The sequence below is a fragment of the Siphonobacter aquaeclarae genome, assembly GCF_900103285.1.
Lineage (GTDB): Bacteria > Bacteroidota > Bacteroidia > Cytophagales > Spirosomataceae > Siphonobacter > Siphonobacter aquaeclarae.
The window spans coordinates 539,494-555,559 of sequence record NZ_FNGS01000005.1 but is presented as its reverse complement, the minus strand read 5'-3'; the positions used below and the strand labels follow the sequence as shown (position 1 = coordinate 555,559).

Below are 16,066 nucleotides of genomic sequence, written 5' to 3'. Positions count from 1 at the left end.
TTCACGGGGCCGGATTCACTGACTCATTCCGTTTTATTCCTGTCTGTTTCTCATGGCGAAAGCACACCACAAACTACTGGTTTATGAGCTTACTCTCCGGCTATCCGGAAATAAAAATACAAAAGTAGTCCCCTGGGGCTCATTGGCGGAGAACGGCACCGGTACCTTTAACGACCTCGACGACGCGGCATTGCGTCACCTGACATCCTTTGGCGTTACACATCTCTGGCCGATGGGGATTATCGAGCATGCGACGATGGAGGATTTTTCGGCAGAGGGTATTCAGAAAGACCACCCGGCCGTGATCAAAGGCCGTGCCGGTTCTCCCTATGCAATCAAGGATTATTACGACGTCAATCCTTATCTCGCGTCCGATCCGTCGAAACGCATGAACGAATTTGAAGCGATGGTTGAGCGTATTCATGCCAATGGCCTGAAAATCATCATCGATTTTATTCCCAATCACGTTTCCAGGACCTATCATTCCGATGCCAGACCGGCAGGCATTCAGGACCTGGGTGAGGGAGACGACGCGACGATAGCCTTTTCCCCGCAGAATAACTTTTACTATTTGCCCGGCCAGGACTTTACTGTACCCGAGGGTATCCGCCTGCCGATGGAGTCCACCCAGCCATACCACGAATATCCGGCCCGGGCGACCGGAAACGATGTATTTACGGCGCATCCCGGTATCAACGACTGGTACGAGACCGTTAAACTCAATTATGGGGTAGATTACCTGGGCGGTCGCGCAGGGCATTTTGATACCATTCCGTCTACCTGGCTGAAAATGCGGGATATTCTCCTGTTCTGGGCCGGAAAAGGCGTCGACGGCTTCCGGTGTGACATGGCGGAAATGGTACCCGTTGAATTCTGGGGCTGGTGTATTCCGCAAATAAAGGCAGCAGCTGACGTTGTTTTCATCGCCGAAATCTACAATCCGGCAGCGTATCAAGCCTATATCTTTCAGGGTGGGTTCGATTACCTCTACGACAAAGTCGGCCTGTATGACGCCCTCCGCCGCCTCATGGAAGGGCATGGAGACGTCGCCGATATTACGCGACTCTGGCAGCACGAGTCCGGAGACATCGACGAGCACATGCTCCGTTTCCTCGAAAACCACGACGAACAGCGTATTGCCAGCCGTTTCTTTGCCGGAGACGCCCGCTATGCCCGCCCGGCGTGGGTCGTTTCGGCGACGCTGGGCCGTGGCCCGCTCATGTATTACTTCGGGCAGGAAGTAGGAGAGCCGGCGACTGAAGCCGAAGGCTTTCAGAGTGATGACGGGCGTACGACGATCTTCGACTGGTGGCGGGTACCATACTGGCAGCAACTGATGAACGGCGGTACGTTCGACGGCGCCGGTCTCACGCCCGGGCAGAAAGAGCTGCTGGCATTTTATGCCGCTGTCAACCATCTATGCCTCACGTCGGAAGCTGTGAAGACCGGCGATTTCTTTGATTTACAGTATGTTAACGATAACGGGCAGTCGACCGGATACGACCGTATCTACAGCTATCTCCGGTATACGCCGACGGAAGTACTGTTGTTTGTCGTGAGTTTTCAACTGACGCAGGAAACCTCTACGTTTGTCCGGATTCCCGATCTTTTCCGGTCGATGGCGGGCCACCAGCCCGGTACGCCATTCCGATACCAGGAGATTTTTGGCGACACCGACCAGCACGGCGAAGCCACAGAGGGTATCCCGGTAATGATCCCGCCTGCCGGCGTTCTGATTTTTTCCCTGACCTGATACAACACGATGACGGCACCGAAACCGCGTCTTTCCTTCTGGCAAATCTGGAACATGAGCTTCGGCTTTATGGGCATACAATTCGGATTTGCCCTGCAGAATGCCAATACCAGTCGGATTTTTTCGACACTCGGTGCCAATGCCGACGAGATACCCATCCTCTGGGTAGCCGCTCCGCTTACAGGGTTGCTGGTCCAGCCGGTCATCGGGTACCTGAGCGACCGTACCTGGCATCCGCGCTGGGGGCGTCGCCGGCCCTTTTTCTTCATCGGCGCCGTGCTGGCAAGTCTGGCGCTGATCGCCATGCCCAATTCCTCCAGTCTCTGGATGGCGGGGCTGATGCTCTGGGTGATGGACGCGTCGATCAATATTTCGATGGAGCCCTTCCGGGCGTTTGTCGGAGACATGTTGCCGGATGACCAGAACACCTCCGGTTTCGCGATGCAGAGCTTTTTCATCGGTATCGGCGCAATTGTGGCATCTTCTCTGCCTGCTATCCTGACGTGGTGGGGGGTACCGAATACCGCTTCGGCGGGTTTGGTACCGGATTCCGTCAAGTGGTCGTATTACCTTGGTGCAATCGCGTTTTTCGGATGCGTGTTGTATACCGTCCTGAAAACCAGTGAATATCCTCCGCACGAACACCACGAGCCAACGGGTATCCTGGCTGGTATCCGGGAGTCGTTTTCCGGTATTTTCCAGATGCCGGAAATCATGAAGCAACTCGCCTGGGTGCAGTTTTTCACCTGGTTCGGCTTGTTCTGCATGTGGATTTATACGACCGCGGCGATTACGGGCCACGTCTTTGGCGCCACGGATACTTCTTCAGACGCCTACAACCGGGGCGCGAATTTTGTTGGGATAGCTTTTGCCGTTTACAACGGTGTTTCAGCGGTTTTTTCTCTTTTTCTTCCTTTTCTGGCAAAAAATCTAGGCCGTACACGTACGCACCTCGTATGTCTCGTCACCGGCGGCCTCGGCCTGGCTTCGTTGTGGTTCGCCACCGGGCCGGTTTGGGTACTGGTTGCGATGGGAGGGGTAGGCATTGCCTGGGCGAGTATCTTATCCATGCCCTATGCCCTGCTGGCGTCGAGTCTGCCGGCGCATCGCATGGGATATTTTATGGGGGTATTTAACTTTTTCATCGTCATCCCTCAGGTATGTGCCAGCCTTGGCCTCGCGCCTCTGATGGGCGGTCTGGGGCTTACGCCGATGCAGGTAGTTGTCTTCGGCGGCCTTTTTCTGATTTTGGCAGGTTTGCTGACGCTGCGTATCCGGGACGAAATACATTGAGTTTTGGTAAATAAATACCCGGAAACATACTATTTTGGTTCGATTTCCGGCCGGCAACTACGGATTTTGTCAGAAATTCTATTTTTGCAGGGATAATGCACTATGAGTCGTAACAGCCTGTGGGTGGGGATATTGTTGCTTGCCCTGCTGACTTCGTGGACGCAGTCGGGGGACGACGAGCTGCTGAAACAAAAACTTCGCATTACCCGGGAGGCCTCCCTTCCGGAAACTGCCGTACAGGTGGCGATGAGCTTTCTGGGTACGCCCTATGTGGCACATACCCTTGAATCTCCGGAGGAGCATCTGGTCGTGAACGTCCGGCAGCTGGATTGTACAACCTTCGTCGAAAATGTGCTGGCCCTTGCCCGGACGATTCAGGATAACGAACGGACGGCAGACGCTTTCCGGCGTAATCTCACCCAATGCCGCTATCGGGGCGGTGTGATTCAGGGATACGGGAGCCGGCTCCATTATTTTTCTTCCTTCCTGGGACAACTCGTGGAAAGGGGAGAAGCCGATCTTGTGTACCCGGGCGACCGGCAGGCATACGACAAACCCATCAACTTTATGTCGGGACACCGGCAGCTGTACCCTTCACTCGGAGACAGTACGGCTTACCGCCTGACGCTGGATGCGGAAAGGAAATTACTGACGACCCCGCGGTTTTTCATTCCAAAAGACCGGATCCGCGAAGATCTTTTCCGGCCGGGAGATATTGTCGGCATTACGTCGTCGATCAAAGGACTGGATGTATCACACGAGGGATTTGCGGTCCGGAAAGCCGGGCGTATCTACCTGCTGCATGCTTCCTCCGAAAAAGGTAAAGTGATGCTGACTGCCGAACCGCTCACGGCGTACCTCCGGCAACACTCCACCCAAACCGGAATTATGGTTGCCCGCTTACGTTGATTTCATCCCCAAGCTAAAAAGCACCTATGAATAGTAAAGCAGGACGACCTGCCGACAAGCGTACCGCCATTCTGGAAGCCACGCTCGACCTGATTTCCAGAAACGGGTTTCACGCCACGCCGATGAGCATGGTGGCGAAGCACGCTAACGTCGCTGCAGGGACCATCTACCACTACTTCGACAGCAAAGAGCAGCTCATTGACGAACTCTTTCTGATGTACCGGGAGAAAGTAGCCCGGGTTATTATCGACAGTGATGACGCCGCGAAACCATACCGTGACCGTTTCCGGGCCGTGTTTCTCGGGTTGTATCATTACTTCGTCAATAATCCGGATCAGTTTCTCTTCATCGAGCACTACGCCAATTCCCCGATCATGAACAAGATGCCGAAGGAAGAAATCTTCAGCTTCTATCAGCCTCTGTGGGAATTTCTCCGAAAGGGTATTCATACCGGCCAGATGAAGGATATTTCCTCGAAACTGATGGCCTGGCTGGTCTACGGAAACATAACCTCTCTCGTGAAAATGAAACTCTCCGGAGACCTGTCCGTCGATCCGATGCTGCTCAATACCGCCGTCAATACCGTTTGGGACGGGTTGAAACGATAACGAAAAAGGGGCGCCGAAGCGCCCCTTTTTGATACAGTTGTATGGCAGATTACTTGATCTTTCCGGCCTTTTCCCACTCCAGGGCCAGCTTCACCGCCTGGTAGGCATTGACTTCACCACCCGTATTGGACAGTTCGCCAAAGGCTACCTGGCCGTCGCCGCCCGGCAGATTGACTTGTTGCTCGGGGAATTTAACGGTCGACTGGATCAGGAGATCTTTCAATTGCGCCGCCGTAATTTTCGGGAAGTAGGACTTCACGAGCGCAGCCACACCGGCTACTACCGGAGAGGCCATTGACGTTCCGTCGAGTTCTTCGTATTTCGAACCGGGAACAGTAGAATACAACGCGACGCCCGGCGAGAAGAGATCAACGCCTTTCTTTCCGTAGTTCGAGAAGCTGGCTACCTTGTTCGGTTCCCAGCTGATCGCGCCAACTTCGATCCAGTTGTTGGGTTCTCCGCCTTTCTTAAACTTCCGGTTGGGGAAGTTCGGCTCTTCGTCGGTATTCTTGGATTCGTTGCCGGCCGCGTGGACGAGGAGTACTCCTTTCTTCTCCGCGTATTTTACTGCTTCATCAACAGCCTCTTTCTGAGGAGAATAGGCCTTGCCGAATGACATGTTGAGAATTTGCGCACCGTTGTCGACCGCATAGCGGATGGCATTGGCAACGTCCTTATCACGTTCGTCTCCGTCGGGTACTGCCCGAACGACCATAATCCGGACGTTGTCAGCTACGCCTTTCACTCCGAGGGAGTTCGTCCGGTCAGCGCCGATGATACCCGCTACGTGCGTGCCGTGGCGCGCGTCAGGCCCGATGACGTCGTTGTTACCGTAGTTGTGATCGGCCGTATTATCCGGATCGTCGCCAATGATTTCTTTCCGGGCGTTGAAATCGGTGTTGAGCTGGATTTCCGCTTCGGTCTTGTAGTGATCCAGGCCTTCCTGCAGTTCCTTCTCGTTGTACCCCATCTGATAGCCACGTTCCAGTACAGAGATGGCCTTTTTCACCTTCGCGTCTGCCGTGGTTTTATCGATTTTGGAGACGTCTTCCGCCGTGAAGCTGTCTTTCTTCAGGTATTCTTTGATCGTCGCAGTCGACTCCTGGTAGGTCTTGAGGAGGTTCTCGATCAGGGGCAGCATCATCTTTGATTCCTGCGCCTTTTCGTTGTACGCGATCTTCAGCTCCTGGTAGTACGTGAAGGCGTCTTTCTGATCGGCAGGAATGTCGGCTTCCGATTTCCCGTCGAACAGTTTCTTGTACCGGGCGTATTCACGGGTCAGCTCGAGGGATTCCTTGTCGATGTTCCGGCCGTCCTTGTTGCCAAGAAAGCTCCAGCCGTTGACGTCATCGATATAGCCGTTTCCGTCGTCATCCTTGCCGTTTCCGGCAATTTCCTTCGGGTTCTTCCAGATGACCGACTTAAGGTCTTCGTGGTTGATATCGATTCCCGAGTCGATGACGCCAACGATCACGGGATGAGATTTCCGTCCTTTCAGGAGTTCGTAAGCCTTTTCGGTACTGACACCTCGCACGTTGTCAGCAGAATAATCAAGGTTAAACCAGTTGGTCGGCGCCTTGGTTTTTACAGGTTCAGAAGACGTGTTCTGACTTTGGGCGGTTGCCAGATGAGCAGCCAGTACGGCCACCGGAATGAACCATTTACGCATAGGTAATTTTGTTGATGTGTCTTCCGGATACCCATGGAAATCCGGAACGATTTTTCACTAGTAACGGAAAAGGAGTCTGCCAGCGGGTGGCGTTCTGCCTGTTTCCCTGAAATGGAAGGAAAAAATACAAAATTAACCGGGAATACGACCGATAAATTTTGTTAAAGGGTCGGTTGGGATGACATCCGGAACGGAGGTTCCGACAGAAGGCGCTGAAGTACCTTCATCCCGTCCGTGGCCTTTTCCCGGATATAGGTCACATTCCGGGAGCGGGCTACTTCCGGAGTATGCGGATCAATCACAAAAACGGGAACCGACCGGCCGACATAGTTGACCAGCCCGGCTGCCGGGTATACCTGCAGGGACGTTCCGATTACCACAAATACATCCGCTTCCTCACAAAACGGGATAGCCTCGTAAATCGCCGGAACTTCTTCCCCGAACCACACGATATGCGGCCGGAGCTGGCTTCCCTGTTCGCAGGTATCACCCATTTGCAGCGACCAGCCGTCAACCGGGTAAACAAGCGACGGATCGGCTGTAGACCGCGCTTTGAATAACTCTCCGTGCAGGTGGAGAACGTCCGTACTGCCTGCCCGCTCGTGCAGGTCGTCGACATTTTGCGTGATAATGGTTACATCAAAATCAGTCTCCAGCGCCGCCAGCAGGAGATGAGCCTCGTTTGGTTCGGCTGCCAGCGCCTGTTTGCGCCGCTGGTTGTAAAACTCCAAGACCAGCTCCGGATTTCGTTTCCAGGCTTCGGGCGTGGCGACATCTTCTACGCGGTGGTTTTCCCACAGACCACCGGAGTCGCGAAAAGTCCGGATCCCGCTTTCTGCTGAAATGCCGGCCCCGCTGAGTATCACCAGTTTTTTCATCGAAAACAAAAGCTGCCGGCGGATGGCCGGCAGCAGGTTATTTTTTGGATTCGGCCTTTTTCCGGGCCGGCTTCTTCTCTTTTTCTTCGGCTGCGGGTGTTTCGCCGCCGAGTTCCAGGCATTGTTCGAGCGTCAGCGTTGCCGGGTCAGTACCCTTCGGAATACGTACGTTCCGCTTGCCGATCTGGATATACGGCCCGTATTGCCCGTTCAGCACTTTTACAGACGGGTTTTCCGGAAATTCACGGATGACCTTGTTGGCTTCAGCATTCCGCTTGTTCTGGATGACGGTAATCGCCTCTTCCAGGGAAATCGTCGCCAGGTTCATGCCGCGTGGCAGGGAGAAAAACTTCCCGTCGTGCTTGACATACGGCCCGAAGCGACCCTTGCCCTTGGTAATCGGATTATTTTCGAAAAGCCCGAGCATTTCGGATACTTCCGCGGCCCGTTTTTCCTCGATCAGCTGTACAGCCCGCTCCTCGTCGATGGTATACGGATCGTCTTCCGGAGTGAGGTTAAAGTACTTGTCGTCAAACTTGACGTACGGTCCCAGTTTCCCGATGTTGACGAGCAGCTCCTTGCCTTCGTACTCGCCCACGGTCCGGGGTAGTTTGAAGAGCTCAATCGCTTCTTCCAGCGTAATGGTTTCCAGGAGCTTATCCTTCGGCAGGTTGGCGTATTGGGGCTTCTGCTCGTCCTTGGAGTCGCCGAGTTGCGCATACGGTCCGTACTTGCCGAGACGTACCGATACCGGCTTCCCGGTTTTCGGGTCGATACCCAGCTCCCGGGCCGACGTTACCGAACTTTTTTCGGCACTGGAACTCTGTTCGATCGTGGAGTGGAAGTTCTTGTAAAAATTATCGATCATCCGCTGCCATTCGATCTGGCCTTCAGCGATCTTGTCGAATTCCTCCTCCATATCCGCGGTAAACTTGAAATCCACCACGTTATCGAAATTCTGCACCAGGAAGTCATTGACAATCATACCGATCGTCGTCGGGAAAAGCTTGGCCTTTTCGGTACCATACGTTTCTTTTCCGGTACTTTCCCGAATGGCATTGTCTTTCAGAACGAGTTCCTGGAAACTGCGTTCCTTGCCGGGACGGTCTTCCTTGACGACGTATTCCCGCTTGATAATCGTCGAGATCGTCGGCGCATAGGTTGACGGACGCCCGATACCCCGCTCTTCCAGTTCCTTGACGAGACTCGCTTCCGTAAAGCGGGCGGGCGGGCGGCTGAAGCGCTCTGTGGCCTTCATGTTGTCGAGGTCGAGTACCTGACCGATAGAAAGCGGCGGCAGCATGCCCTTGCTTTCTTCGTCTTCGTCGTCTTTCGACTCCAGGTATACTTTCAGGAAACCGTCGAACTTGATGACTTCACCCTGTGCGATGAGCTCTTCCGAAGTGGTTGATATTCCGATGGTTGCTGTGGTACGCTCAAGTTGTGCATCCGCCATCTGCGAAGCGATGGCGCGCTTCCAGATCAGCTCGTACAAACGCTGCTCCTGGCGGGTTTCTCCTGCAGAGGCAACGGAAAATTCGGTCGGACGGATGGCTTCGTGCGCTTCCTGTGCCGACTCGTTTTTCGTCTTGTATTTCCGTACCTGTGAGTAGGAATCACCGAACTGATCGATAATGGAAGCCTTCGACTTGGAAATGGCTTCTTCGCTCAGATTCGTGGAGTCGGTACGCATGTAGCTGATCTTCCCCGCTTCGTACAACTTCTGGGCATACAGCATGGTGGAGGCGACGGAGTATCCGAGCTTCCGGCTGGCTTCCTGCTGAAGTGTAGAGGTGGTGAAGGGCGGCGCGGGTGATTTCTTGGCCGGCTTGGTCTCCAGGTTTTTGATGGTGAAGATGGCGCCGCGGCATTTTTCGAGGAAAGTCCGGGCGAGCTCGGCCGTCTCCAGGTTTTTAGCGAGCTCCGCCTGCAGTACTTTCCCTCCTTCGAGTCTGAAAAGCGCTACAACCTTGAAACTGGATTTCGACTTGAACTTGTCAATATCGCGTTCGCGTTCGACGACGAGGCGTACCGCTACCGACTGTACGCGGCCGGCGGAAAGACCGCGCTTGACTTTTTCCCATAGGACGGGAGAAAGCTCGAAACCGATCAGGCGGTCGAGTACCCGGCGTGCCTGCTGGGCATTGACGAGGTCCTGATTGATCGTACGCGGATTCTGAATAGCCTTCTGGATGGCGCCTTTCGTGATTTCCCGGAATACGATCCGTTTGGTCGAATCGGGCAAACCGAGCGTTTCCTTCAGGTGCCAGGAAATAGCTTCTCCTTCCCGGTCGTCGTCAGTTGCCAGCCACACTTCCTGTGAGGACTTGGCAAGCTGCCGCAGTTCGTTGACGACTTTCACCTTGTCCGGCGATACCTCGTAAGTGGGGAGAAAACCGTTTTTAATATCAATAGCGAGCCCTTTATCAGGCAGATCCCGGACGTGTCCGTAGCTGGATTTAACCTGAAAATCCCCGCCCAGATACCCTTCAATGGTCTTGGCTTTGGCGGGTGACTCCACTATGACAAGGTTCTTCTTGGCCATAATAATGCGACATTAGGTGTATGGGAAGCGTCTGCCAAAATAAGTGACAAAAATTCGAAACACAGGCAACTATTCCTTTCCAACAAAGCGGAATATTTGGTAAAAAAAGCAGTGGAAAGTATAAAATTTGCTGAAAATCAACCGGCTAAAGAGCTTCTTTTTTAGCAGATGGTTTTGTAGAACAGACAGACGGGCACTACCGGAAACTGATCCAATCGTGGCAACGTTAGCCAATCGGGTAGGGTTCCGTGAGCCTTCTTTCCGTCTACCTTTTATCCTGTTACGGGCAGAAAAACCCATGCCGGAGGGTAGTTGAGTCCCCGGCAGCGGCGCTCAAATCGGGTGGATATCCATGTATAATATCTGAGCAGGAATTTCAGATTTTCTCGTGGCATGACCCCACTTGTTTTGTAGTTTTGCGGCAAAGACCTGTTCCTTCATTATTTTAAACGCTAATAGAAACGATGGCTTTTGACATTGAGATGATTAAGGCCCTGTACGCCCGGATGCCGGAACGAGTGGCAACCGCACGGCAGGTACTGGGTCGGCCGATGACTCTTTCGGAGAAGATTTTATACGCTCACCTTTGGGATAGTTCGCTTAGTACTCCGTTTACGCGTGGCAAGGATTACGTAGACTTCGCTCCCGACCGCGTGGCGATGCAGGATGCGACTGCCCAGATGGCATTGCTCCAGTTCATGCAGGCAGGTCGTCCGAAAGTAGCCGTTCCCTCAACCGTACACTGTGACCACCTGATCCAGGCGAAAGTAGGTGCGAAGGAAGACCTTACGAACGCTGTGACGCAGTCAAAGGAAGTATTCGACTTCCTCTCGTCGGTATCCAATAAATACGGAATTGGTTTCTGGAAACCCGGAGCCGGGATTATTCACCAGGTAGTACTCGAGAACTATGCGTTCCCGGGCGGCATGATGATCGGTACCGACTCCCACACCCCGAATGCCGGCGGTCTGGGTATGGTTGCGATCGGTGTCGGCGGCGCGGATGCCTGCGACGTTATGGCTGGCCTTGCCTGGGAACTGAAAATGCCGAAACTGATCGGTGTGAAGCTCACGGGCAAACTCAGCGGCTGGACTTCCGCAAAAGACGTTATCCTTTGGGTAGCCGGTCAGCTGACCGTGAAAGGCGGTACCGGTGCGATCGTCGAATACTTCGGCGAAGGCGCTGAAAGCCTTTCTGCTACTGGAAAAGGTACGATCTGTAACATGGGTGCGGAAATCGGGGCGACGACTTCCATCTTCGCGTATGACCCGAAAATGGCTGAATACCTCAAAGGTACGGGCCGTGCCGACGTTGCCGAACTGGCTGACGGCGTTGCCGGATACCTCCGTTCCGATGATGAAGTATACGCTGACCCGGCTGCCTACTACGATCAACTGATCGAACTTGACCTGTCGACGCTCGAGCCGCACATCAACGGCCCGTTCACCCCCGATCTGGCCTGGCCGCTTTCTAAATTCGCTCAGGCGGTGAAGGAAAACAACTGGCCGGCAGAGCTCGAAGTAGGTCTGATCGGTTCCTGCACCAACTCTTCCTACGAAGACATCAGCCGCGCTGCCAGCCTCGCCCAACAGGCCGTTGACAAGAAGCTGAAGGCGAAAGCCGAATACACCATTACGCCCGGTTCGGAGCTGGTTCGCTTCACAATCGAGCGCGACGGCTTCATCGATATCTTCGATACCATGGGTGCCGTTGTGATGGCCAATGCCTGCGGACCGTGTATCGGTCAGTGGGCCCGCCACACCAGCGACCCCACCAAGAAGAACTCGATCATCACGTCGTTCAACCGGAACTTCAAGGCCCGGAACGACGGCAACCCGAATACCCACGCGTTTGTGGCTTCGCCCGAAATCGTAACGGCGTTCGCCATTGCCGGTGACCTGACATTCAACCCCATCACGGATACCCTCCTCAACACCGATGGCGTGGCTGTTAAGTTCGACGAGCCCCAGGGACTCGAGCTGCCCCCGCGCGGCTTTGCTGTAGATGATGCCGGCTATCAGGCTCCCGCCGCTGACGGATCTGCGGTTCAGGTAATTGTATCTCCGACTTCGGATCGTCTGCAACTCCTAGCGCCGTTTACGGCATGGGAAGGTACCGACGTCACCGGTCTCAAGCTGCTCATCAAGGCAAAAGGCAAGTGTACGACGGATCATATCTCCATGGCAGGTCCGTGGCTGAAGTTCCGTGGTCACCTCGACAATATCTCCAATAACCTCCTCATCGGCGCTACGAACTTCTTCAACGAAAAGGCGAATGAAGTGAAGAGCCAGCTGACAGGTGAAGTAGGAACCGTTCCGGGTACCCAGCGCGGCTACAAGGCTGCCGGTATCGGTACGATCGTTGTCGGTGATGAAAACTACGGAGAAGGTTCATCCCGCGAACACGCAGCGATGGAGCCCCGCCACCTCGGCGTCCGGGCTATCCTCGTGAAATCATTCGCCCGTATCCACGAAACGAACCTGAAGAAGCAGGGTATGCTTGCCCTGACCTTCGCTGATCCTGCCGATTACGACAAGATCCTGGAAGACGATACCATCGACATCGTTGGCCTGACCGAATTCGCTCCGGGTAAACAACTGACGATTGTCCTCAACCACGCAGATGGTACGACCGAGACTTTCCCGGTTAACCATACCTATAACGACGCTCAGATCGAGTGGTTCAAGGCCGGTGGCGCCCTGAACATCATCCGGGCCAGCGTAGGCGCGTAAGGTACACGTATGAGTAAGAAAAAGCCCTGGTGTGAGCCAGGGCTTTTTTTTGTTTGTGAAATCGAATCTTATGATCAGCTCCAAACAAACTGAGATTTGTTAGTTTTCCTGCCAACAGAAGTCATCGTTCTCAACAGAAGAGTTGCGTTGCTTTGGGAAAGCAATCACGCTACCGATGAAAACGATACTCGTTCCCACCGATTTCTCCCCGATGTCCCTGAAAGCACTCGATGTGGCGGTTCAGCTGGCCGGCGGAGCCAAAGTTCTGCTCATGGATGTCCTGAAATACCCGGAGCCGGTACTCATCGCCGGTGGGGTGCAGGCCGAAGACCCCGACGATGTATTTGAACGCCAGGTGGAGGGCATCGAAAACCGCCTCCGCTGCCTTGCCGCCCAGTATCCGAATGTTTCTCCGATCGTACTCCGGCAGGAAGGCAGTATCGGGGAGACCATCGCCACTCACGAGGTGGACCTGATCGTGATGGCGTCTGAAGGTGCTTCGGGATGGAAGGAGAAGACGACCGGTTCCAACGCCGGTAAGGTCGTCCGCAAAGCGAAATGTCCGGTGCTGGTCATCAAAGACGATATTACATTACCCATACGCCGGGTGCTGTTTCCGACGGATTTTACGCATACCGATTTCATCCAGCGGTTTCTGTCACTGCCGCTTTGCCGGGAAGCCGCTGTCTCGTTTGTGACCGTCAACACCGGGCTGCTTTCCATGGATACCCAGCAACTATGGGGCAAGATGCGCAAGCTCGCAACCAAAATCGGCCTGGAATCATATGATTACGGCATTACCGACGCACCCAACGAAAGTGCGGGTATTATCCAGTTCGCCGGCGACGTCGAAGCGGACCTGATCGCGCTCTATACCCACGGTCGTGATGGATTCGCTCACTGGTTCAAAGGCAGCGTTGCCGAAGATGTCGTCAACCATTCCGATCTGCCGGTACTGACCTGGGGATTGGAAGAAGAAGCCTAGTGCTGCAGACGTACGTTCTCCCTTCAACCGAAACGAGGCTGGCTCACATCAAAGGAGCCGGCCTCGTTTTTGTAAACGCGGTATACCTGAACAGTTATTTTCCGAGCGAAATCAGGTTCGCAAACAGCCGATACGCTCCCGGAACGCCTGCCGGTAATTCCCGGAAAAACGCATAGCCCGTGAATACATACCAGCCTTTCCCGTACTGCGCGGCGAGCATACCGCCGTCGAGGGGTTTTTCGCCGGGATCATTGCTGCTGAGGATAGGCTGGTAGTGATCGTCCCATTCGTTGGCGAAATACAACCCCCGTTCCTGTATCCAGTTACCGAAATCGGCCTCAGTAATCCGGTTCGGGCGCTGAAGAATGGGGTGGTCGGCTTTGAGGAAGCGTACGGGTGCTTCTTCGACCGTGACACGGTCCCGCGACAACTGGAAGGGGTAGGGGCCAATCGATTTTGAGATCTTCTGAAGATTGGAATTAACCTGGTATTGTACGACAACCGTGCCACCGGCCTTCACATAGTCCATCAATTTCGCCTGTATGTTTTCCATACGGCCTTCCATGTTGTAAGCCCTGACCCCAACGACAATCGCGTCAAACGTGGACAGGTTAGCTTCCCGGCCGGTCAGCATCGTTACGTCGCAACCCAGCTGCCGCAGCGCTGCCGGTACCTCGTCTCCCGCGCCGGGGATATACCCGATGCGTTTGGCTTTGTTTTCAATCGAAAGCCGCACAATCTTCGATTCTGCTACCGGGAAGACCGTCAACGGTGGAATATGCTCGTAGCGAATCTCATAAATACCCCGGCTGCCCGTTCCGGCAGCCGTTTTTACGTTGACACGTACAGACGCCTCGGCTGCCTGCGCGGGAGGCGTCAGCCGGAACGTGACGACCTGCTCCCGGAATTTGTCTCCGAAAGAAAAGGGAATACCCGCCGGTTCGGCTTTCCATCCGGCGGGTAGTGCGAGGGATACTTCCCCGGAAACCGGAGCTTTGGACGATTTGAGAACGATACTGTATTCCTTTGCCTTACCATCCGGGAAAACCAGTACTTTTTCGGCCGGTGTCGCCGTTACTTCCGGGCGGATTTCGAAGGGGCGATAGAGCTCGCCGCGGACTTCGTCGGTATACTTGTAAGTGACGGGTACCTGCCAGGAAAGCGGAAGTCCGTCTACCGTAAAGAAAAATTCAGCCTGATAATCAGCTGGTTTTTCGGGAAGACCAATCAGCGCAGGGTCGTCGACACGGTACATACCCTTGCCCATTTTCGGTTCGGTTAACCAGTACGGCTGGGTGATAGCAGCGGATGCGGGTACACGTACATTCGTTTCCATGCGCTGGTACTCATTATTCCCCAGCGAAACAGATAACGTCGTATCCCGGTTGAAACCAGCGAAACGGACGCGTGTCAGCGTGACAGGAACTTCCGAGCGCTTGACAAAGCTGGTGATCAGTCGAACCGGGTCGCCGGCGGTTACCGCATACTCTGACGGATTGGTTTCGAACCAGAGACCGGCGCAGGCGACGATCAGTTGCCGCAGTTGCTTCTTCTTTTCTTCCTTCCAATAGGCATCCTCCAATTGATCTACCTGCCGGTAAATCTTCGTCAGCTGAGGTACCAGCGCGCCTGGATTCGCCGGCTGGAAAGACTGAACAGCCTGCTCCACCAGCGCCTGTACGGCTGCGCCGCCCTTTACGCGGCTCCAGGTAATATCGAGGCCGTCAAACAGGTCTTTATCCGCCTTGTCGCCGTTTTTGTGGACCAGGTACTCGATTTTGATACCCCGGGATTTGGGCACGCCAAAACCCTGCGACTTATGCTGGGAACGGCTTTCCGCGGCCAGCTCGGTATAGGAAGTCGCCAGCAGCGGGTTATAGCCGCCGATTTCCACCGAAAACCAGGTACCTTCCGTAGGCCGCTGGGCGGGATTGACGCCGAAAGAGAACGTATTCCAGACGATGCGCTTCGGGCGCCAGGGCTGAAGGGTTTTCAGCTGTTCCGGAAACTGTGTCGGGTCGCCGGCACGGACGAACGCCTCTTCTGCCAGCGCGGCTGAAGCCGAGTGGTTACCATGCCCGGCACGCGGGTCGGGCGGGAACCGGCAGATCATCACATCCGGGCGGAACTTCCGGATCCGCCAGACGATGTCCGACAGAACGGCTTCCTTTCCCCAAATCTGAAGGGTTTCTTCAGTAGTCTTCGAAAAGCCAAAGTCATTGGCACGGCTGAAGTATTGCTCGGGGCCGTCGATCGACCGGGCAGCCAGCAGCTCATAGGTCCGGATCAGGCCGAGGAGATCACCCTGTTCGGAGCCGATGAGGTTTTGCCCGCCATCGCCGCGGGTGAGGGACAGGTACGCCGTCCGGACGTTTTTCTCCTTCGCCAGCCAGGCGAGCATTGCCGTGTTTTCGTCGTCGGGGTGCGCGGCGACGTACATCGCCGAACCCAGGACGTTGAGTTTTTTCAGCTGAAGAGCGATTTCTCCGGGAGCAAGGGGTTTCGGTAGCTGGGCAAAGCAGGTAGTGCCGGCCAGCATAAGCGCAACAAAAAGCCTCATTTGACGCGTGTGTAATGCAGGTGATGATTCAAAAATAGGAACGTCGTTCTGCCTAAAGGTCATCCGATGGAAGAAAGATCCGTCGAATCAGAAAAAGTCAAGAATTTCTTAACAGAGTTCCAAAATAAAGCATC

10 protein-coding genes are annotated in these 16,066 nt (G+C 54.6%); 6 read left to right on the top strand and 4 right to left on the bottom strand.

Translation table 11 applies throughout. The features are described from left to right. Positions 1-52 precede the first annotated feature (52 nt). The 4 genes from BLR09_RS15520 (at position 53) to BLR09_RS15505 (ending at position 4,563) form a co-directional block, all read left to right on the top strand. A complete protein-coding gene (locus BLR09_RS15520; protein WP_093204058.1) occupies positions 53-1,753 on the top strand; it encodes an alpha-amylase family protein in 1,701 nt (566 codons plus the stop codon). Between the two features lie 9 nt (positions 1,754-1,762). After that, entirely contained in the window at positions 1,763-3,046 is a 1,284-nt protein-coding gene (locus BLR09_RS15515) for an MFS transporter (RefSeq protein WP_218126664.1), read from the top strand. 102 nt (positions 3,047-3,148) lie between these two features. Next, positions 3,149-3,955, top strand: coding sequence for an N-acetylmuramoyl-L-alanine amidase-like domain-containing protein (locus BLR09_RS15510; RefSeq protein WP_093204055.1), 807 nt, complete (start codon positions 3,149-3,151; stop codon positions 3,953-3,955). 26 nt (positions 3,956-3,981) lie between these two features. Further along, on the top strand, positions 3,982-4,563 hold the full coding sequence (locus BLR09_RS15505) for a TetR/AcrR family transcriptional regulator (RefSeq protein ID WP_093204053.1): 582 nt from the start codon (positions 3,982-3,984) through the stop codon (positions 4,561-4,563). A gap of 49 nt (positions 4,564-4,612) precedes the next feature. On the opposite strand, the gene BLR09_RS15500 is transcribed toward BLR09_RS15505, so the two are convergent. From BLR09_RS15500 to topA, 3 genes are all read right to left on the bottom strand, one after another. Beyond that, positions 4,613-6,232, bottom strand: coding sequence for a S8 family peptidase (locus BLR09_RS15500; RefSeq protein WP_093204050.1), 1,620 nt, complete (start codon positions 6,230-6,232; stop codon positions 4,613-4,615). A gap of 161 nt (positions 6,233-6,393) precedes the next feature. Next, positions 6,394-7,110 carry an SIR2 family NAD-dependent protein deacylase gene (locus BLR09_RS15495; RefSeq protein WP_093204047.1) on the bottom strand — a complete coding sequence of 239 codons (717 nt, stop codon included), beginning with the start codon at positions 7,108-7,110 and terminating at the stop codon, positions 6,394-6,396. A 37-nt stretch (positions 7,111-7,147) separates the two neighbouring features. Beyond that, positions 7,148-9,655 (bottom strand): type I DNA topoisomerase, encoded by a 2,508-nt coding sequence (gene topA / locus BLR09_RS15490; RefSeq protein WP_093204043.1) that lies wholly within the window; start codon positions 9,653-9,655, stop codon positions 7,148-7,150. Positions 9,656-10,119: 464 nt separating this feature from the next. Here topA and BLR09_RS15485 point away from each other — a divergent pair, with 464 nt between their 5' ends. Further along, a complete protein-coding gene (locus BLR09_RS15485) occupies positions 10,120-12,387 on the top strand; it encodes an aconitate hydratase (protein WP_093204040.1) in 2,268 nt (755 codons plus the stop codon). Positions 12,388-12,562: 175 nt separating this feature from the next. Continuing rightward, positions 12,563-13,372, top strand: a complete 810-nt coding sequence (locus tag BLR09_RS15480) for a universal stress protein (RefSeq protein ID WP_093204037.1) — start codon at positions 12,563-12,565, stop codon at positions 13,370-13,372. Between the two features lie 94 nt (positions 13,373-13,466). On the opposite strand, the gene BLR09_RS15475 is transcribed toward BLR09_RS15480, so the two are convergent. Continuing rightward, entirely contained in the window at positions 13,467-15,932 is a 2,466-nt protein-coding gene (locus BLR09_RS15475; RefSeq protein ID WP_093204035.1) for a PIG-L family deacetylase, read from the bottom strand. Positions 15,933-16,066: the final 134 nt, after the last annotated feature.